The organism is Burkholderia sp. KL41 (assembly GCF_057005415.2).
Genome location: NZ_CM174447.1, coordinates 2,235,423 through 2,255,534 on the forward strand (window position 1 = coordinate 2,235,423; position 20,112 = coordinate 2,255,534).

The window sequence follows — 20,112 nt, forward strand, 5'->3', positions numbered from 1 at the left end:
AAATGCGTCGTTGCCTCGCTCGTGCGCAGCTGCGGTCCATGGCAACCTGCGCGCGTTCAGTACGCGCCGCCGACGCGGTGCGTCGCGACGTAGTGATCGGGGCCGACCGCGACGAGCGGCGCGACGACCGGCTCGTCGCCGGCCGCGCGGATCGGGCTCGGGATTTCGTCCGCCGCGAGCTGGCGCGGGGCGTGCCGGCGCGCGGGGTCGGCCACCGGCACCGCGCTCATCAGCTTCTTCGTGTACGGATGCTGCGGCGCCTCGAACACCGCGCGGCGCGGGCCGATCTCGACGATCTGGCCGAGATACATCACCGCGACGCGATGGCTGATGCGCTCGACGACGGCCATGTCGTGCGAGATGAACAGGTACGCGACGCCGAGTTCGCGCTGCAGGTCGAGCATCAGGTTGACGATCTGCGCCTGCACCGACACGTCGAGCGCCGACACCGATTCGTCGGCGATCACGACCTTCGGGTTCAGCGCGAGCGCGCGCGCGATCGCGATCCGCTGGCGCTGGCCGCCCGAGAATTCATGCGGATAACGACGCGCGGCCTCGGGCGGCAGGCCGACCTTGTCGAGCAGCCAGTCGACCCGCGCCTGCGCCTCGCGGCCGCTCGCGACACCGTGCACGAGCAGCGGCTCCATGATCGAGAAACCCACGGTCAGGCGCGGGTTCAGCGATGCGAACGGGTCCTGGAAGATGAACTGGATGTTCCGGCGCAGCGCCTGCAGGTCGGGGCCTTTCAGCGCGCTGATGTCGCGGCCGTCGAACTCGATCGAGCCGCTCTGCGATTCGACGAGGCGCAGCAGCGAGCGGCCGGTGGTCGACTTGCCGCAGCCCGATTCGCCGACCAGCGCGAGCGTCTCGCCCGCGCGCAACTCGAAGCTCACGCGCTCGACCGCATGCACGTATTGCGATACACGGCCGAACACGCCGCTCTTCACCGGGAAGCGCGTCACGAGGTCGCGCACGCGCAGGATCGGCGACGCGGATTGATCGAAGCCCGGCTGCGCATCGTCGTTCGCCGCCGGTGCGGGCGCCGGCGATGCCGCCGGTGCTGCCGTGTTTGCGCCCTCCACCTTCAGCAGAGGGAATTTCTCGGGCGCGTCGGTGCCCTGCATCGAGCCGAGCTTCGGAACGGCCGCGAGCAACGCCCGCGTATAGCGATGCGCGGGCGCCGCGAAGATGCGATCCGACTCGCCCTCCTCGACCTTCTCGCCGCGATACATCACGAGCACGCGATCGGCCACTTCGGCCACCACGCCCATGTCGTGCGTGATGAAGATCACGCCCATGTTCATTTCGTCCTGCAGCCCGCGCACCAGTTGCAGGATCTGCGCCTGGATCGTCACGTCGAGCGCGGTCGTCGGCTCGTCGGCGATCAGCAGCGCGGGCCGGCACGACAGCGCCATCGCGATCATCACGCGCTGCCGCATCCCGCCCGACAACTGGTGCGGATAGCGCGCGAACACGCGGCGCGCCTCCGGAATGCGCACGAGTTCGAGCAGCCGCAGCGTCTCCGCGCGCGCTTCCGATGCACTCTTCGACTGATGCAGCGCGATCGCCTCGCTGATCTGGTCGCCGACCGTAAACACCGGGTTCAGCGACGTCATCGGCTCCTGGAAGATCATCGCGATGTCCGCGCCGCGAATGCCGCGCATCGTCGCAGCGCTTGCCTGCGCAAGATCGACGAGCGCGCCGCCGCGCCGGCGGAACGCGATCCGGCCGTTCGTGATCGCGCCGCCGCCGTGCTCGACGAGCCGCATCAGCGCGAGCGACGTGACCGACTTGCCCGAGCCCGATTCGCCGACGATCGCGAGCGTCTCGCCGCGATCGACGTGAAACGACACGTTGCGCACCGCGTCGAACGTCGCGCCTTCGCGGCGGAACGTGACCGACAGGTCGTCGACGGCCACCACGCGCTGCTCGGGCAGCACCAGGCCGGACGGGTTACGGCTCGAAGTCATCGTGGATCTCCTCTTCGTGCTGGCCGGGCTCAGGCCGTGTCGTCGTCGCGATAAATGCCGACCACCGGCGCTTCACCGACGCGCGCGTAACCGCGGTACATCCCTTCGGTGTTGAACGGCATCGCGACGTTGCCTTGCGCGTCGACCGCGATGATCCCGCCGCGGCCCGCGAGGCGCGGCAGCTTGTTCATCACGACGTCGTGCGCGGCATCGGCGAGCGACGCGCCGCGATACGCGATCTGCGCGGCAACGTCATGCGCGGTCGCGAGCCGGATGAACATCTCGCCGGTGCCCGTCGACGACACCGCGCAGGTCGCATCGTCCGCATAGCAGCCCGCGCCGATGATCGGCGAATCGCCGACGCGCCCCGGCTGCTTGTTCGTGATGCCGCCCGTCGACGTCGCCGCCGCGATGTGGCCGTGCCGGTCGCACGCGACCGCACCGACCGTGCCGTGCTTGCGGTCGGGATCGAGCGGCTCGGCCGGCTGCGGCTGCGACGGTGATTTGCCGAACGCGAACGTCGCCGCGTCATGGTCGAGCATCGCGCCGGCTGCCGTGCGCGCCTTGACCCACTGCGCGTGACGCGCTTCGGTGTCGAAATAGCCGGGCTCCGCGAGTTCGAGCCCCTGTGCGGCCGCGAACGCATCGGCTCCCGCGCCGGCGAACAGCACGTGTTCGCTCGCCTCCATCACGCGCCGCGCGGCGAGCACCGGATTGCGCACGCGCGTCGCGCAGCAGATCGCACCCGCGCCGAGCGTCGCGCCATCCATGACCGCCGCGTCGAGTTCGTGCTTGCCTTCGGCCGTATAGACGGCACCGCGCCCGGCGTTGAACAACGGACAGTCCTCGAGCATCCGCACCGCGACGGTGACGGCGTCGAGCGCGCTGCCGCCGTCGGCCAGCACCTGCTGGGCGGCCGTCAGGATCGCGGTCAGCTCGGCACGGTACTGACGTTCGGTGTCGGAATCCATCGCATCGCGCAGGATCGTGCCTGCGCCGCCGTGAATCGCAACGATCGCGGATGAAGTCATGTTTTTTTCGGACGGTGGGAAGAAGGGTTGGCGGCCGGCTGCGTCGCTTGCGGCTGCATGAGCCACGGCAGCAGGAATTCGGTCATCTCGGCGGCGGATTTCGCGGACCGGTGCGTGCGCAGCGCGACCGCGTCGATCAGCGCCTCGATCATCGTGAGCACGGCTGCTTCCGACGTGGCCGCGAAGCGCCGTTCGGCCTTGACGTACAGGTTCAGCGACGCGATCGGCGCCAGCGGCGATTGCGGGCCGTCGGAGATACCGAGTACGCGTGCACCGCGCGCCGCCGCGCGGCGGGCCAGTTCGATCGTGTCCTTCACGTAGCGCGGAAACGCGAGCGCGATCACGAGATCGCGCGAGTCGGCCGTATAGAGCCGCCGGGCCGCGTGCGACGGGCCGCCGAGCAGCGCGAGCGACTGCACGTTGTCGTGGCAGACGGACAGCCCGTGCTCCATGAGCCCGGTGAGGAACGCGCTCGACCCCGCGCCGAGGATCAGCACGCGCCGCGCGCCGACGATCGCCTCGACCGCGGCCTCGACATCGGCCGCGTCCAGTTGCGCGCGCGTGTTCTCGATGTTCGCGACGGCCTGGTCGAATACCGCGTCGATCCATGCGGCACCGCGTACCCCGGACTCCTGCTCCTGCGCGGAACGCAGCCGTTCGACCGGCCCGAGCGTCGCCTCGAAGCCGCGCACGAGCGCCGCGCGCATCGCCGGATAGCCGTCGAAACCGAGCGCCTTCGCGAAACGGTTCGCGGTCGCGATCGACGCATTCACGGCCTGCGCGAGTTCGTCGATGCGCATCGTCGCCGCGCGGAACGGATTCGCGAGCACGAACTCGCCCATGCGCCGGTGGATCGGCGTCATCAACGGCATCGCCGACGCGATCCGTTCGGCGATCGCGGGTTCGTCGTGACTGGCATCGTGCGGAGCGAGAGGCGTCATGCGAAGGGTTGTTGAAAGAATGATGGAAATGAATTTACACAATCCGTGTCGCGAAAAGAAATAAATTTTCATCCGGGTTGTCGCGTCCCGTTCCCGCGCCCCGCGATCGCCCGACGCCCGCACAGCCCCGCCGCACGGGCCTTTGGCATGTGATCGCGGCAGGTCTGCGCATGCGTCGCCCGCGCCCGCCCATCGGGAAAACCCCAAGCAAGTTCGTTCGAATGCAATTTCGCGTTGACCGGATTCGAATTCGAACATAGGATGTTCGAAAATGATCAGTCGTCAGATAACTGAAGCCTCGGAAGACAGCAAAGTGTTCGCTTGAACGCCATCATTCCGCGTCAAACCGGGAAAACTGGCGCCCATCAAGATCGGACATCATACAAATAAAGCGAAACAGGCCATCCCCAACGGATGGTCGTCATGGATCGGTCCGGCGCCGCGCGCCGGCCCTGCCCGACAGGAGACAGCAGTGAAGACAGTCAAGGCGTTGCGCTGGTGGATCATCGTGCTCGTATGTCTCGGCACGATCCTCAACTACCTCGCACGGAATTCCCTCGCGGTGCTCGCCCCCGAGTTGAAGCACGTGTTCGCGATCTCGACGCAGCAGTATTCGTACATCGTCGGCGCGTTCCAGATCGGTTACACGATCATGCAGCCCGTGTGCGGTTTCATCGTCGACCTGATCGGCCTGCGGCTCGGGTTCGCGCTGTTCGCGATGCTGTGGTCGGTGGTCGGCGTCGCGCACGGCTTCGCATCGGGCTGGCTGTCGCTCGGCATCCTGCGCGGCCTCCTGGGCCTGTTCGAAGCCGCCGCGATTCCGTCGGGGATGAAGGCGGTTGCGGAATGGTTTCCCGATCGCGAAAAATCCGTCGCGGTCGGCTATTTCAACGCGGGCACGTCGCTCGGCGCCGCGATCGCGCCGCCGCTCGTCGTGTTCCTGTCGATGCGGTTCGGCTGGCAGGCCGCGTTCATGGCCACCGGCGCGCTCGGCTTCGTGTGGGCGGCGCTCTGGTACACGCAATACCGGTCGCCCGCCGACCATCCGCGCATCACGCCGCAGGAGCGCGCGCTGATCCGCGACGGCCAGGCGACGATGCCGCCCGTGTCGAAGCGCCGCATTCGCGACGTCGTCACCGCGCGGCGCTTCTGGGCCATCGCGCTGCCGCGTTTCTTCGCCGAGCCTGCGTGGCAGACCTTCAGCTTCTGGATTCCGCTGTACCTCGCGACCGAGCGCCACATGCCGCTCACGCAGATCGCGATCTTCGCGTGGATGCCGTTTCTCGCGGCCGACGCCGGCGGCATCGCGGGCGGCTACCTGTCGCCGTATCTCGCGAAGCGGTTCAGGCTGCCGCTCGTGTGGTCGCGCGTCGCCGGCGTCGCGCTCGGCGCGGTGCTGATGCTCGGGCCCGCGATGATCGGGCTCGTGTCGTCGCCGTACACGGCCATCGCGCTGTTCTGCGTCGGCGGCTTCGCGCACCAGATGATCTCCGCGCTCGTCAACACGCTGTCGGCCGACGTGTTCGATTCCGAGGAAGTCGGCACGGCGAGCGGCTTCGCCGGAATGGCCGCGTGGATCGGCGGGCTCGGTTTCTCGCTGCTGGTCGGCGCGCTCGCCGACAAGATCGGCTATGCGCCGCTGTTCGCGTGCCTCGGCCTGTTCGACATCATCGGCGTCACGCTGCTCGCGGTGCTGATCCGCGGGCAGTCGAAGCAGGAACGCCTGCTCGCACGGCACGCCTGACCTTCGCCCTTAACAGGAATCGCACTCATGACTTCGCTTCTTCATCCGCCCGTGTTCCGCGTCGCCGGCCAGCACGCGAACCGTGTGCTGCTCGCGTCCGATACGGGCGCGACCCTCGAGATCTTCGTGCTCGAGGACGACATCGTGCGGGTACGCGTGCTGCCCGATGCGACGGCGCGCAACCCGCGCACGTGGACGATCGCACCGGGCCTCGACGACGTACCGCTCGAAGGGCGCGACCGCCTCGACCTGAGCGGCTTCGCGCTGCCCTCCCATACGCTCCAGGAAGACGACGACGGCGTGTACATCGAAACCACGCAGATCCGCCTCGCCGTGAGCCGGCAAGGCGGCCATTGCACATGGTCGATGCGCGGCGCCGACGGCGCGTGGCGCGTCGCGCTTGCCGACCGCCCGACGCAGGCCTACAACTTCGGCTGGTGGGACGACCGCGCATATCACTACGTCGCGCGCGAACGCGGCGACAAGGTATTCGGCCTCGGCGAACGCGCGGGCGAACTCGACCGCACCGGCGCGCGCTTCGAGATGCGCAACATCGACGCGATGGGCTACAGCGCGAAGCACACCGACCCGCTGTACAAGCACATCCCGTTCTACATCACGTGGTCGCCCGATGCGTGCCAGGGGTTCGGGCTGTTCTACGACACGCTGTCGGACTGCGCGTTCGACATGGGCCGCGAGCTCGACAACTATCACGGCCCGTACCGCTACTTCGTCGCCGAGCATGGCGATCTCGACTACTACTTCGTCGCGTCGCCCGACACGCCGCTCGCGGCCGCACGGCGCTTCACGTGGCTCACGGGGCGCCCCGCGCGCACCCCGAAATGGGGGCTCGGCTACTCGGGCTCGACGATGAGCTACACCGATGCGCCGGACGCGCAGCAGCAGATGAACCAGTTCGTCGAACAGTGCGACACGCACGACATCCTGTGCGATTCGTTCCACCTGTCGTCGGGCTATACGTCGATCGGCGCGAAGCGCTACGTGTTCAACTGGAACCGCGACAAGTTTCCCGACGCGAAGGGCTTCGTGCAGCATTACCGCGACCACGGCATCCGCCTGTGCGCGAACATCAAGCCGTGCCTGCTGCGCGACCATCCCGCCTTCGAAGACGCCGCAACGCGCGGGCTGCTGATCCGCTCGGCGTCCGGCGAGCCGGCCTGGGTGCAGTTCTGGGACGAGGTCGGCGCGTATCTCGACTTCACGCAGCCGGACACGTACCGATGGTGGCGCGAGCAGGTCACGTCGGCGCTGCTCGAATACGGGATCGAGTCGACCTGGAACGACAACAACGAATACGAGATCTGGTCGCCCGACGCGATCGCGCACGGCTTCGGCCAGCCGTTTCCCGCGCGCGAGGCGAAGGTGCTGCAGACGATGCTGATGATGCGCGCGTCGCGCGAAGCGCAGCGCGCGCATGCACCGGCGCGGCGCCCGTTCCTCGTGTCGCGCTCCGGCGGCGCCGGCATGCAGCGTTATGTGCAGACCTGGTCCGGCGACAACTACACGTCGTGGGAAACGCTGCGCTACAACCTGAAGATGGGCCTCGGGCTCGCGCTGTCGGGCGTGTCGAACATCGGCCACGACATCGGCGGCTTCTCCGGGCCCGCACCGTCGCCCGAACTGCTGCTGCGCTGGGTGCAGTTCGGCATCTTCATGCCGCGCTTCAGCATCCATTCGTGGAACGACGACGGCACCGTCAACGAACCGTGGATGTACCCGGAGATCACCGCGCAGGTCGCATCGCTGATCAAGCAGCGCTACCGGCTGCTGCCCTACCTCTATCACCTGCTGTGGCTGTCGACGACGCGCTACGAGCCCGTGCTGCGGCCGACCTTCGCCGATTTCCCCGGCGACGCGCGCTGCTACGACGCATGCGACGACATGATGCTCGGCGACGCGCTGCTCGTCGCGCCGGTCGTCGATCCGGGCCTGACGGAGCGCACCGTCTACCTGCCGTCGGGCGCGCGCTGGATGTGCTGTGCGAGCGCGCGGTCGTTCGACGGCGGCGCGAACGTGACGCTGCCCGCCCCGCTCGACACGCCGGTGATGCTGCTGCGCGAGGGCCGCGTGCTGCCGCTGAACGTCGCGGAACAGCATTTCGGCGCACGTGCCGACACGCGCGGCTTCGTCGTCGCGCCGTGCATCGAGGACGGCGTCGCGTACGGCGAATGCATCGAGGACGACGGCGAGACGGAAGCATGGCGCGACGGCGAATACGGGCTGTGGCGCGTCGAAACCGGCCGCGAGGCGTCGGGCGTGCTCGGCGTGTCGGTGCGCTGGGACGGCCGCCCGGCACGCCCGGCCGACCGCGTCGAGATCCTGCTGCCCGCGTCGGTGCAAGGCCCGGTCGCCGTGCGCGGCGCACGCGTCGAACAGGATGCGCAGAGCGGTACCTGGCGCCGCATCGTCGTCGCCTTCGACCACTGAAGCAAACCCGATCGGGCGGGCCGTTCATGCGGCCCGCCGCCCGCCACAGAGGAGGCGACCGAGCCTCCCGACCACCTTGAAAAGACGAAGAGATCCGGAGATCGACAATGAAAGCACCCGTCAACCGCTATGCAATCCTGATTTTGTCGACCGCGTCGCTCGGCGCGACCGCTGCCCATGCGCAGAGCAGCGTGACGCTATACGGCGTCGTCGACGATTCGCTCGCGTACGTGAACAACCAGCAGGGCCATTCGAACCTCTACATGCGCGACGGAAACCTGTATGCGTCGAAGTTCGGGCTGCGCGGCGACGAGGATCTGGGCGGCGGCACGCATGCGATCTTCGACCTGCAGTCGGGCTTCAACCTGAACAACGGCGCGCAATCCGCCGCCGGCCTGATATTCAATCGCCAGGCCTTCGTCGGCCTGCGCAACGATCGCTACGGCACGATGACGGCCGGCCGCCAGTACACGCCCTACTTCCTGTTCGTCGGCCCGTATGCATCGAGCAGCTGGCTGACTGGTGCGACGGGCGCGCACCCGGGCGACATCGACGGCCTCGACACGACGATCCGCGTGAACAATTCGGTGACCTATACGTCGCCGACCTTTGCCGGACTGACCGCGAGCGCGATGTACGCATTCGGCGGCATCGCCGGCGCGACCGGCAAGGGCAACACGTTCAGCGCCGCACTGCGTTATGCGAACGGGCCGATCGGCGTCGCGGCCGGCTACCTGCGCATCAACAGCTCGGGCTCGTCGGCAGGCTTCCTGAATCCGGCGACCGCCGCGTCGGGCAGCTTCGCGGTGTCCGTGCTGAACCAGGGCTACCTGACCGCGAAGGCCATCGAGCAGGTCGCGGCGGCCGGCAACTACACGCTCGGCAACCTGACGATGGGCGTGAACTATTCGAACGTGAAGTATCTGCCCGGCAACGGCTCCGCGTTCACGGACACAGCCGTGTTCAACACCTACGGCGCGCTCGCCGCATACCGTTTCACGCCGGCATTCTCGGTGGCCGGCGCGTTCGCGTACACGCTCGCGTCGAAGGCGAACGGCATCGACAGCGCGGCCCGCTACCAGCAGTATTCGCTGAAGGAGTCGTACAGCCTGTCGAAGCGCACGACGCTCTATGCGCTGCAGGCGTACACGCACTCGAGCGGCCGGACGCTCGGTGCGCAAGGTGCCGGCCACGTGATCGACGCGGCGCCGATCGTCGGCGATTCGCAGCAGCTCACGCCTTCGACGACGCACGGCCAGTTCGTCGGCATGGCCGGCATCGCCGTCACGTTCTGAGCCATCGCGGCAGCGCCTTCGGCGCGCTGCCCCTGCCCCGGGGCGACACGTATTTCGCGGATGCCTCGCGTGCTGTCCGGGCACCCGATACGCGGCCGCCGCGGGGCGTTTTCAGCGCCCCGTCCGCGCGCCGCGCAAACTGCACGGGTTTTCTCGATCCCCTCGATACCTTACAATTCGTCAGGTTCATCCCTCCTGCATACCCCTTCTTGCAGTCCTGACACCGCGGTACACTCGACGCACGCCGTATCAGGGTCCGACGCGCGACACGCGCGCCGGGCGGCGTCGCGCCTCGTTGCGCCCACAACTGGATGCCAGCCATGCCAGATTCCCGCCCCTCGCCCCGCACGACATTCAAGCCGCAGGTCGTCTTGCCCGCGCTCGCAGTCATCGGCGCACTGCTCGTCGTGTGTGCGCTGCTCCCGAGCGAAGCCGGCGCACTGTTCTCCGCCGGCCAGCAATGGGTCGTCGCGCGCTTCGACTGGTTCTACGTGCTCGCCGTCACCGGCTTCCTCGTGTTTCTCGTGCTGATCGCCGCGAGCGACTTCGGCAACATCCGGCTCGGCCCCGACGATGCCGAACCCGAATTCAGCTTCGTGTCGTGGACAGCGATGCTGTTCGCGGCCGGCATGGGCATCGGCCTCATGTACTTCGGCGTCGGCGAGCCGATGCAGCACTTCCTGAAGCCGCCGACCGTCGACCCCGGCACGCCCGCCGCTGCCCGCGAGGCGATGCTGATGACCTTCTTCCACTGGGGCTTCCACGCGTGGGCGATCTACGGGCTGATGGGGCTCGTGCTCGCGTACTTCGGCTTCCGCTACAACCTGCCGCTGACGCTCCGCTCGGGGCTGTATCCGGTGCTGCGCGAGCGTATCAACGGCTGGATCGGCCACACGGTCGACGCGTTCGCGCTGGTCGGCACGGTCGCCGGCATCGCGACGACGCTCGGCTACGGGGTCATGCAGATCAGCGCGGGCCTGCATACGGTCGCCGGCTGGGATACGGGCAGCAATGCGTTTCGCATCGGGCTCGTCGCGCTCGTCGTGATCCTCGCAGGGCTGTCGGCCGCAAGCGGCCTCGACAAGGGTGTGCGACGGCTGTCCGAACTGAACCTGCTGCTCGCGTTCCTGCTGCTCGCGTTCGTGGCCGTCACGGGCCCGACGGCGTTCCTGTTGCGCGCGCTCGGCGACAACATTGGCCAGTACCTGTCAAGCCTCGTCGACCTGTCGTTCCGCACGTACGCGTATGCGTCGCCGCGCGAGGAAGGCTGGTTCGGCGGCTGGACGATCCTCTACTGGGCATGGTGGGTGTCGTGGTCGCCGTTCGTCGGCATGTTCATCGCACGCATCTCGCGCGGCCGCACGATCCGCCAGTTCGTGATCGGCGTGCTGCTCGTGCCGACCGCGTTCAACCTCGTGTGGATGACCGTGTTCGGCAACAGCGCGATCTGGCTCGATACGCATGGCGCGGCCGGCGCGCTCGCGCAGACGGCCACCAATGTCGATGCGCTGCTGTTCCGCTTCTTCGATTTCCTGCCGCTGTCGCAACTGCTGTCGATCGCCGCGATCGTGCTGATCGCGGTGTTCTTCGTCACGTCCGCCGATTCGGGCGCGTTCGTGATCGACCAGATCGCGACGCGCGGCCACGCGCACTCGCCCGTCTGGCAACGGCTGTTCTGGGCCGCGCTGCTCGGCGTGACGGCTGCGGTGCTGCTCGTCGCAGGCGGGCTCGGCGCATTGCAGGCGATGACGCTGATCGCCGCGCTGCCGGTCGCGATCATCATGATCGCGCTCTGCTACGGGCTGTGGCGCGGGCTCGCGGCCGACCGCGTGCACTATTCGCAGGACGTCGCGCCCGCGACGAGCTTCTGGACCGGCCAGCACTGGCGCCACCGCCTGACCCACATCCTGCGGCAGACGACTGAAGCCGAAGCACGCCAGTTCGTCGCCGAAACGGTCGAGCCGGCGTTGCGCAAGGTCGCCGACGAGTTGCGCGCGGGCGGCGTCGATGCGCACGTGCAACGCGACAGCGACGACGCCGTGCGCCTCACCGTGCCGACCGCCGACCACCGCGATTTCGTGTACGGCGTGCGCGTGACGGTGAAATCCGCGGCCGCGTTCCTCGTGCGCGAGACGGCCGGGCCGGAAGCGGCACGGGCCCACGTGTACGGGATCGTCACGTTCTTCGAGGACGGGCGGCTCGGCTACGACGTCGAATACCTGCGCGGCGACGAAGTGATTGCCGACGTGTTGCGCCAGTACGAACGCTACGTGTCGCTCGCGGCCGACAAGCGCACGCATCTGCTGAGCCGCGCGCCGGGGCATGCGACGGAGGCCGAATGAACCTGCCCGCCGTCTTTACTGCGCCGTGGCGGCCTGCCACGCCCGACGGAGCCGCACGATGACCGGGCTCCTGCAAAGCCGCGCCTCCGACGTCATCGCGCTCGGCACGCTCGCCGTGCTCTATCTCGGCGGAGCCGGCATCGCGCTGTGGCGGATCCGCGCCGCGGCGCCGCGCGGCAAGGTCTACTGGATCGTCTGCGCGACACTGCTTGCCGGCGGCGCCGTCGCGATGGGCATCAACCTGTCGCCGATGCCGGACACCGGGGACATGCCGCCCGGGTTCGCGCTCGGCGTCGAAGCCGTCCTGCTCGGTCTCGCATTGGTCGCCGGCGGTTGCGCGTGGCTGATGCTGCGCGCGCGGCGACGCTGACGCGCGTATGCCATGCGGCCCGGCCACGTCCCGCGCGAACGACGACGCGCGGGACGAAGCGGCCGCCCCTTCCCCGATCCGCTTCCTCGCCGCAGCGCGTCACGCGGACGGTGCACGCGCCGTCACGAGCCAGCAAGCCGCGTCGAAGCGCACATCCGCGCCGTCGACGTAAGGCTCGAATGCGGCACGCATCGTGTCGATCACGCGCCGCCGCGTTGCGTCGTCCACTTCCAGCAACGCCAGCCCGACCGGGCCCAGCCGGGTGATGTAGTCGTCCAGCGCGGACGCGGGCAGCGCGCAAGCCAGTTCGACCGGCTCGATCGCCACGTCCGCCCAGCCGCTGTCCGCCAGCACCGACGCGATCCGCTGCCGGTCGCCGAAGCCGAACTGCCCCGGCGCGCCGGGCCGCCGTGCGGGCAGGTTCGGCAGCAACGGCGCCGCGGCCCGCTCGGCGATCGTCATGAACGGATTGTCTGCCGCGCTGCGCCATACGACGAACCGCATCCGCGCGTCCGGCCGCGCCGCATGCCGCAGATTCGCGAACGCGCGAACCGGATCGTCGAAGAACATCACGCCGAGGCGCGACACGATCAGGTCGACGCTCGCGGGCTCGAACGCGTGCGTCTGCACATCGGCACGCACGAAGCGGGCGTGGACGCCGCTGCGTTCGGCACGCGCCTGCGCGGCGTCGATCATCCGGGCCGAGATATCGATACCCGTGCATTGCGCATGCGCGCCGAGCCGCCGCGCGATCGCAACCGTGACCGCGCCCGTGCCGCAGCCGACGTCGAGCACGCTGCGCGCGGACGACGTGGCAACCGCCTCCACGAGCAACCGCTCCAACGGCTCGAACATCCGGTCGATCGGCGCCTGCGTCTCGACCCAGGCGCGGCCCGACGGGCCGTTCCAAAGCGCGGATTGTTCGTCATTGGGCCGTCTGGTTTCCATCGTCGATTCCCTTTCTGGTTGATGGATCGTCATTGATCGTGCATCGCACTTTGCTGCTTCAAGCCGGCTTGAAGTCAAGCCCCCGCGGCCGCGACCCGCCGCAGCAACATCCACGCCCGGCCCGCGCGCGCCCTCCGTCGCGCCCCGTTTTTCATATTTCTTACATTCATGTTGCGTATCGTCGACGACTTTCCCACGGTGCCTCCCATGCGACGACTCCTCCCGCGCGCCCTGCTCGTCCGCTGCGCTCCCCTTGTTGCTTTCGCCGCGCTGTCCGCGTGCTCGAACCACATCGATTCGCCGGACGATCCGGCGAGTGTGTCGGTCAACGTCCAGGCCGCATGGGTCGAGATCGGCGACACGAACCAGGCGATCGCGCGCGTCATCACGAACTACTCACCCGCTTCCACCAGCGATCCGTTGTGCCCGCAACTGAGCGTCGACGGCAAGCTGTCGCGCATGTCCCTGCGCGCGGGCGCCGCGACCATCGCCCAGCGGCCGACCGCCAGCGATCCGTCCGATTCGAAGCCGTCGAGCTTCCCGGTGTCCGTCTGCGAGGCGACGCTGCCGGCCGGTGCGCAGGCGGCGAGCGTCGCGGGCCGCACGCTGCCGCTGCCGAAGGCGCAGCCGCAACGCATCGCGATCATCGCCGACACCGGCTGCCGCATGAAGAAAGCCGACAACGCATGGCAGGCGTGCAACGACGCGACTGTCTGGCCACTCGACACGATCGCGGCCAGCGTCGCGAAGCTGTCGCCCGACCTCGTGATGCACATCGGCGACTACCATTACCGCGAAAACGCATGCCCGCCGGACATCGCCGGCTGCAAAGACAGCCCGTGGGGCTACGGCTGGGATACGTGGCAGGCCGACCTGTTCCGCCCGGCTGCGCCGTTGCTCGCGAAGGCGCCGTGGGTCGTCGTGCGCGGCAACCACGAGGAATGCGCACGCGCGGGCCAGGGCTGGTTCCGCTTCCTCGATCCGCGCCCGTATTCGGCCGCGCGCTCGTGCGACGATCCGGCCAACGACAACAACGCGAACTATTCGGAACCCTATGCGGTATCGCTCGGCGGCGGCTCGCAGGTGATCGTGTTCGACACCGCGAAGGTCGGCCGCACGCCGCTCAAGACAACCGACGCGCAGTTCGGCATCTACCAGAAGCAGTTCCAGACGGTCGCCGCGCTCGCGTCGAAGGCCGGCATGACGACGACGATCTTCACGAACCACCATCCGATCCTCGCGTTCGCGCCGATCGCCGGCAGCACGCCCGCGCCGGGCAACCTCGCGCTGCAGTCGGTGATGTCGAGCCTCAACGCCCAGGCGTACTACCCGCCCGGCGTGCACGTGGCGCTGCACGGGCACGTGCACGATTTCCAGGCGATCAACTTCTCGTCCGGGCACCCGGCGACGATCGTGTCCGGCAACGGCGGCGACAATCTCGACGTCGCGCTGCCCGACCCGTTCCCGGCCGGCCTGACACCGGCACCGGGCGCCGTGATCGAGCGGCTGTCGCACAACAACAGCTTCGGCTTCCTGATCATGGAACGCCGGGCCGCCCCGGCGACCGGCTGGGTCTTCCACGCGTATTCGGCGGCCGGCAAGCTGCTCGCGTCGTGCAACCAGTCGGGCACGACGCTCGCCTGCGACAAGACGGGGTTCATCGCGCCGTGAGTGAAGGAGTTCGATGTGACGGCCGCCATGCGCGCGGCCGGCAAACGCTGCGCACGCTGGCCGCTGCCGTGCTCGCCGGCCTGACGCTCGCGGCGCACGCCGCGCCGGCCGAAACCGTCCTGCTTCCCGGTGCGCCGCCGTCGCGAGTCGTCGACACGATCGGCAACGGCACGCCGCAGGTGACGGGCAAGATCGATGCGGCGACCGCGCGCTTCGCCCCCGACCCGACACTCGTCGCGCTCGGCCGCCGGATCTTCTTCGATTCACGGCTGTCCGAGCCGCGCGGCATGTCGTGCGCGGGCTGCCACGACCCGGGCCGCGCGTTTGCGCCGACGCTGTCGGCCGCCTCGCTCGCGGGGCCCGGCGTGCCGGAAGGCAGCCGTCCCGGGCATTTCAGCCGGCGCAACGCACCGTCGCTGCTCTATGTGCGCTACGTGCCGCGCCGCCACTTCTACCAGGACGACGACGCGCCCGCACCGTCGCCGTTCGGCGGCCTGTTCAGCGACGGCCGCGCGGATACGCTCGCCGAGCAGATCCGCGGGCCGCTGTTCGATCCGAACGAGATGAACAACCGGTCGCCGGCCGCGCTGCTGCGCAAGGTCGACGCGACCGAACTCGCGCCCGATCTCGCCGCGCGCTTCGGCGCGTCGGTGCGGCGCGATCCCGGGCAACTGGTGCGGGCGCTGGGCCTGGCCGTCGAGGCCTATCTGCAGAGCGACGAGATGGCGCCGTTCACGTCGCGTTTCGACGCGTTCCTGCGCACGCGCAAGCCGCTCGCGCCGGCCGAGATGCGCGGCCTCGCGCTGTTCCGGAATCCGGACAAGGGCAACTGCATGACCTGCCACACGCTGTCGGAGACGTCGAGCCGACCGGAGCGTTCGCTTTTCACCGATTTCGGCTACGACGCCATCGCGGTGCCGCGCAACCGCGCGCTGCCGGCGAACCGCGATCCACGGCATTTCGACAACGGGCTGTGCGACACCGCCCGGCGGCTGCGCTGGCCCGAGCCGACGCAATGGTGCGGCTACCTGCGCACACCGGGGCTGCGCAACGTCGCGCTCAAGCAGACGTTCATGCACAACGGCGTGTTCACGACGCTGCGCGACGCGGTCGCGTTCTACAACACGCGCTCGACCGACCCGGGCTTCTGGTATCACGGGGCTGGAACGTTCGACGATGTGCCGGCCGCCTATCGCGGCAACATCAACGTCAACTCGACGCCGATGAACCGCCGGCCCGGCACGCCGCCCGCACTGACCGACGCGGAGATCGACGACATCGTCGCGTTCCTCGGCACGCTGACCGATGCGCGCTATACGGCGGGCGCCGCCTCCGCGGCGCCCGCTGCCCCGGTCGCCCCTGCGGCCGCTGCGGCCGCTGTTGCCCGGGTCACGCGCACCGCCGCGCCGGCTCGCTGATCCTGGCCGAACGGCCAGCCGCATACGCCCCCCGCTTGCGGTCGCTCAAAACACTGGTTATATTTACAGTACTGTATTTATGAACAGTGAGGTGCGTGATGGAACAACTGGTTCGTATCGTCAACGACGCCGATCGCCAAGTGCTGGCATGGCTCCGCGCCCAGGTCGGCGACGCCCGCGTCGAGCGCGCGGCTCGCCAGCTCGGGCATACACGCAAGCCCTTCCCGTCCGCCGTTTGCCGTTACCTGGGCATGAGCGCACCGGCCACGCTGCGCCAGGCCGAACGGCCGCGCGTCGCGCGCGATTTCTCGGTCGGCGATCGTTACCTGTCGCTGATCCGCCAGCACCTCGCCACACACTCGGCCAGCCGATGAAATGGCGGCGGCTGGCCGCGTCAATGGCCCGGAAGGCCAGTGCGCTTGCGGTTTCGCAAGCCCGGCCGGCGGCCACCGCGCTTATCTGGCCGCCATGGCTTCCCGCACGAGGCGGCCGAGCGTTTCGAACGCCGCTTCGTGCGCCGCATCGAACACGCGCGTGCAAGCGAGTCGGATATAGCCGTCGAAGCGGTCGGAATTCGAGAAGATCGCCCCGGGCGCGATCCTGACCCCGTGCGCCAGCGCGGCATCAAACAACGCCTCGGAGCGCACGCCGTCCGGCAACGCGATCCACAGCAGCATCCCGCCCGGCGGCTGGTTCATCCGGGTTCCGGCCGGGAAATGCCGTGCGATCGCGTCGATCGTCGCGTCGCGCTGCACGCGCAACTGTTCGCGGAACCGGCGCAGATGTCGATCGAACGCGCCCGAACCGACGAATTCGGCCGCAACGGCCTGCAACAACGCGGCGTTGTGCCGGCTGTGCGCGAATTTCAGCATCTTCACGCGCGCGTGCCAGCGCCCCGCGCTTATCCAGCCGAGCCGCATCCCGGGGGCCAGCACCTTGTTGAACGACGGGCAGTAGATCACCGTGCCGTCGCGGTCCCATGCCTTGACCGGCTTGACCGCCTGCGGCGCCTCGACGAGTTCGCGATAAGGCTCGTCCTCGATCACGGCCACGCCGTGGCGCGAACAGAGCGAGACGAGCGCGGCCTTGCGCCCGTCGGGCATCACGCAGCCGAGCGGGTTCTGCAGGTTCGGCACGACCACCACGGCACGAATGTCCGGATACGCGGTCAGCGCCACTTCGAGCGCCTCGATCGACAGGCCGGTCGTCGGGCTGGCCGGGATTTCGAGTGCGCGCAAGCCGAGGCTTTCGAGCAACTGGATCAGGCCGAAGAACGCGGGCGATTCGATCGCGATCGTGTCGCCGGGGCGCGCGACCGCACGCAACGCGAGATTCACGGCATCGACGCCGCCGCTCGTCGACATCACGTCGTCCGGCGTCAACGTCACGCCATAAGACAGCGCGCGCTTGGCCATCGTCTGGCGGAACTCGGGCGAACCGCCGACGGGCCCCGCATCGGTCAGCAAGGTGGGCTTGCGCCGCAACAAACGGATCGCGAGCGCCTGCAGGCGCTCGGCCGGATACAGCGTGGCCAGCGCGGACGCGCCGCCGAGATTCAGCGCATCGGGCGTCGCGTTGGCGCGGTCGATCACACGCGACACGCGCTCGTGCAGGCCCGCGAACGGCGGCTCGACGCTCAGCGGCGGCCCGTCGCTTTCCGGCAGCGTTTCGAGCGCGACTGCCGCGCGGCGCCGCACGAAGTAGCCGGAGCGCGGCTTCGCCTCGCACCAGCCCGTATCCTCGAGCCGCCGGAACGCCTGAATCGCGGTCGACAGACTCACGCCGTGCTGTGCCATGAACGCCCGCACCGACGGCATCCGGTCGCCGGGCGACAGCGTGCCGGCCGCGATGATGCGGCGGTAGTACTCGGCGAGCCGTTCGTAAAGCGGCTCGCCGTCCATCGGCAACGGTGGGCGGGATGAATCGGTGAAAGGCGTCATGCACGCGATCGTGCCCGCGCGGCCGACGGCTCGCCAGATACAGATTCCGGGGAAAGCCACCGATACAGCGGCGCAAAATCGTCGTCTGCACCGCAACAGATTCCCGTCCCCTGAATCTGTCGTGCCGGTGCCCGTTTCCCTAACCTGACTGCACGCTGTCGCCTCGCCGTCGCGAGGCCGCGCAACCGCGAAAGGGAATCGCCATGCGAACGCATCACATCCGGCTCGACGCCGGGCAAAGCCACTTTGCGTGGTTCGACAAGGGCAGCCAGTTGATCGTGCTGGACGGCGCGCTTGCGGTCACGCTGCGCCACGGCGGGCTCGACTGGCTGCCCGACGCGCCGCGGCACATCCGTCGCTTGCTCGACGAAGAGGAATGCCTGACGCTCGAGACGGCCGGCCACGTGGCGCTGTCGGCCGGTGGCGCGGGCGCGGTCAGCACGGCCGTCGTGGAACCGGCAAGCCGGAGCGGCTGGCTCGTGGCATGGCGCGCGATCCTGCGCCGGTTGTCCGGGAGGATGCGCGGCGGCCATCGTGTGCACGAGCATTCGTGAAATGGAAACTTGCCGTGGTGTCATGGAGGGGCGTCACGCCGCGCCGCATCAGCCGATGGAGATCCGGCACGACCCGGCACGACCCGGTAGCGCCGTGCTCATGCGGATCGACCGACCTTGACCACCGGCGCAACCGCCGCAGCGCGCCTCCGGCATGCGGCGGTCACGGCATCACCGCACGCTTCTGCGCCTTTCGAACCACTCGAATACCGCCATCCCGGCCAGCATCGCGACGACGAACCCGATCCCCTTCGCCGACCCGAAGCCGATCGACACGATCGCGGGCCCCGGGCAGAACCCGGCGATCCCCCAGCCGATGCCGAATACGGCACTTCCGGCAACCAGGCGCACGGTGATCGCCCGCAGGGCCGGCAACTGCATCGGCAGGCCGAGCCATGACCGCGTCCGGCGCTTCGCCCATGCGAACGCGAACACGGCCACCCCGGTCGCGCCGGCCATCACGAACGCGAGCGATGGATCCCAGCGGCCCGCCAGGTCGAGAAAACCGAGCACCTTCTGCGGATTGGCCATACCCGACACGATGAGGCCGACGCCGAACAGCAGCCCAGCCAGAAACGCGAATCCTGCCTGCATGTCAGCCTCCCAGCACGTGCCGTCGCACGAATACGGTCGCGAAGCCCGCGACCATGAAGACCGCCGTCGCGACCACCGAACGCAGCGCGCCGCGCGACATCCCGCACACGCCGTGGCCGCTCGTGCAGCCTCCCGCGTACCGCGTGCCGATTCCGACCAGCAGCCCGGCCGCCACCAGTTCGAACCAGCCCGCATCGACCTGCGGCGTCAGGCTGTTCCCGGCGACGCGCATCGCAAGCGGTGCCGCGACCAGCCCGGCGACGAACGCGGCGCGCCAGCCGCGTTCGCCGGCGCGTGCCGTGAGCAAGCCGCCGACAATGCCGCTGATGCCCGCGATCCGGCCGTTGAACGCGACGAGCCACGCGGCGGCGAGCCCGATCAGCACGCCGCCGGCCAGCGACAACCACGGCGTGAAATGAAGCGCATCAAGCTGCATCGCGCCGCCCCTTCGCGGCCGGGCCGCAGAACTGTTCGTACAGCACGCCCATCACCGCGATCGCGGCGGGGCTGTCGAGCGAGTAGTGGATGTTCTTGCCGTCGCGGCGCGTGCGGACCAGCGCGTTGTCGCGCAACACGCCGAGCTGCTGGGACAGCGTCGGCTGACGGATGTCCAGCGCTGCCTCGAGATCGCTCACGCAGCGCTCACCCTGGGACAGCTCGCAGAGCAGCATCAACCGGTCGGGATTCGACAGCACCTTGAGCAGCGCGCAGGCCGATTCGGCGGCCGCGCGCATCTGGTCGGGTTCCGGAAACCCGGCGGAAAGATCGTCGTTCATCGGCATTGGGAGACAATTAAAAAATCAATATTATATTGATTCATATAATGTTGCATCTCCCTGTCTGCCG

Annotated in this window: 17 protein-coding genes; 9 read left to right on the plus strand and 8 right to left on the minus strand. The window is 68.8% G+C overall.

Annotated elements, in window-relative coordinates; translation table 11 throughout:
- Positions 1-56: 56 nt before the first annotated feature.
- From PQB87_RS27435 to PQB87_RS27445, 3 genes are read right to left on the minus strand one after another with little or no spacing between them, the layout of a single operon-like run.
- Positions 57-1,970 (minus strand): dipeptide ABC transporter ATP-binding protein, encoded by a 1,914-nt coding sequence (locus PQB87_RS27435; protein ID WP_489242964.1) that lies wholly within the window; start codon positions 1,968-1,970, stop codon positions 57-59.
- 29 nt (positions 1,971-1,999) lie between these two features.
- Positions 2,000-3,001, minus strand: a complete 1,002-nt coding sequence (locus tag PQB87_RS27440) for an isoaspartyl peptidase/L-asparaginase family protein (RefSeq protein WP_489242965.1) — start codon at positions 2,999-3,001, stop codon at positions 2,000-2,002.
- A complete protein-coding gene (locus PQB87_RS27445) occupies positions 2,998-3,942 on the minus strand; it encodes a MurR/RpiR family transcriptional regulator (RefSeq protein WP_059683210.1) in 945 nt (314 codons plus the stop codon). The genes PQB87_RS27440 and PQB87_RS27445 overlap by 4 nt, the downstream gene beginning before the upstream one ends.
- Before the next feature lie 472 nt (positions 3,943-4,414).
- Between PQB87_RS27445 and PQB87_RS27450 the strand changes: the two genes are divergently transcribed.
- From PQB87_RS27450 to PQB87_RS27470, 5 genes are all read left to right on the plus strand, one after another.
- A complete protein-coding gene (locus tag PQB87_RS27450; protein ID WP_059530320.1) occupies positions 4,415-5,686 on the plus strand; it encodes an MFS transporter in 1,272 nt (423 codons plus the stop codon).
- A gap of 27 nt (positions 5,687-5,713) precedes the next feature.
- Complete coding sequence (locus PQB87_RS27455; protein WP_489242966.1) at positions 5,714-8,134, plus strand: glycoside hydrolase family 31 protein; 2,421 nt, start codon at positions 5,714-5,716, stop codon at positions 8,132-8,134.
- Between the two features lie 107 nt (positions 8,135-8,241).
- A complete protein-coding gene (locus PQB87_RS27460) occupies positions 8,242-9,429 on the plus strand; it encodes a porin (RefSeq protein WP_489242967.1) in 1,188 nt (395 codons plus the stop codon).
- A 320-nt stretch (positions 9,430-9,749) separates the two neighbouring features.
- Positions 9,750-11,771 (plus strand): BCCT family transporter, encoded by a 2,022-nt coding sequence (locus PQB87_RS27465; RefSeq protein ID WP_059683204.1) that lies wholly within the window; start codon positions 9,750-9,752, stop codon positions 11,769-11,771.
- Positions 11,772-11,829: 58 nt separating this feature from the next.
- Positions 11,830-12,141: a hypothetical protein gene (locus PQB87_RS27470; protein ID WP_111941589.1), complete on the plus strand. Its 312-nt coding sequence runs from the start codon at positions 11,830-11,832 to the stop codon at positions 12,139-12,141.
- A 99-nt stretch (positions 12,142-12,240) separates the two neighbouring features.
- Here PQB87_RS27470 and PQB87_RS27475 read toward each other — a convergent pair whose 3' ends face one another.
- Positions 12,241-13,089 carry a class I SAM-dependent methyltransferase gene (locus tag PQB87_RS27475; RefSeq protein ID WP_489242968.1) on the minus strand — a complete coding sequence of 283 codons (849 nt, stop codon included), beginning with the start codon at positions 13,087-13,089 and terminating at the stop codon, positions 12,241-12,243.
- Positions 13,090-13,296: 207 nt separating this feature from the next.
- On the opposite strand from PQB87_RS27475, the gene PQB87_RS27480 reads away from it, so the two are divergent.
- The 3 genes from PQB87_RS27480 to PQB87_RS27490 all read left to right on the plus strand — a co-directional run bounded on the left by PQB87_RS27480 (position 13,297) and on the right by PQB87_RS27490 (position 16,552).
- Positions 13,297-14,760 carry a metallophosphoesterase family protein gene (locus PQB87_RS27480; RefSeq protein ID WP_489242969.1) on the plus strand — a complete coding sequence of 488 codons (1,464 nt, stop codon included), beginning with the start codon at positions 13,297-13,299 and terminating at the stop codon, positions 14,758-14,760.
- Complete coding sequence (locus PQB87_RS27485) at positions 14,757-16,178, plus strand: cytochrome-c peroxidase (RefSeq protein WP_489242970.1); 1,422 nt, start codon at positions 14,757-14,759, stop codon at positions 16,176-16,178. Before PQB87_RS27480 ends, PQB87_RS27485 begins: the two co-directional genes overlap by 4 nt.
- 98 nt (positions 16,179-16,276) lie before the next feature.
- Positions 16,277-16,552: a CppA family protein gene (locus PQB87_RS27490; protein ID WP_489242971.1), complete on the plus strand. Its 276-nt coding sequence runs from the start codon at positions 16,277-16,279 to the stop codon at positions 16,550-16,552.
- 81 nt (positions 16,553-16,633) lie between these two features.
- On the opposite strand, the gene PQB87_RS27495 is transcribed toward PQB87_RS27490, so the two are convergent.
- Positions 16,634-18,118 carry an aminotransferase-like domain-containing protein gene (locus PQB87_RS27495; RefSeq protein WP_489242972.1) on the minus strand — a complete coding sequence of 495 codons (1,485 nt, stop codon included), beginning with the start codon at positions 18,116-18,118 and terminating at the stop codon, positions 16,634-16,636.
- Between the two features lie 203 nt (positions 18,119-18,321).
- Between PQB87_RS27495 and PQB87_RS27500 the strand changes: the two genes are divergently transcribed.
- On the plus strand, positions 18,322-18,672 hold the full coding sequence (locus PQB87_RS27500) for a hypothetical protein (protein WP_489242973.1): 351 nt from the start codon (positions 18,322-18,324) through the stop codon (positions 18,670-18,672).
- Positions 18,673-18,843: 171 nt separating this feature from the next.
- Here the strand turns inward: PQB87_RS27500 and PQB87_RS27505 are convergent, their stop codons facing one another.
- From PQB87_RS27505 to PQB87_RS27515, 3 genes are read right to left on the minus strand one after another with little or no spacing between them, the layout of a single operon-like run.
- A complete protein-coding gene (locus PQB87_RS27505; protein WP_059696413.1) occupies positions 18,844-19,266 on the minus strand; it encodes a DUF6691 family protein in 423 nt (140 codons plus the stop codon).
- 1 nt (position 19,267) lies between these two features.
- The gene (locus tag PQB87_RS27510; RefSeq protein ID WP_021156656.1) at positions 19,268-19,702 is read right to left on the minus strand and encodes a YeeE/YedE family protein; all 435 of its coding nucleotides are present in this window, start codon (positions 19,700-19,702) and stop codon (positions 19,268-19,270) included.
- The gene (locus PQB87_RS27515; protein WP_027791347.1) at positions 19,692-20,042 is read right to left on the minus strand and encodes an ArsR/SmtB family transcription factor; all 351 of its coding nucleotides are present in this window, start codon (positions 20,040-20,042) and stop codon (positions 19,692-19,694) included. The genes PQB87_RS27510 and PQB87_RS27515 overlap by 11 nt, the downstream gene beginning before the upstream one ends.
- Positions 20,043-20,112 lie beyond the last annotated feature (70 nt).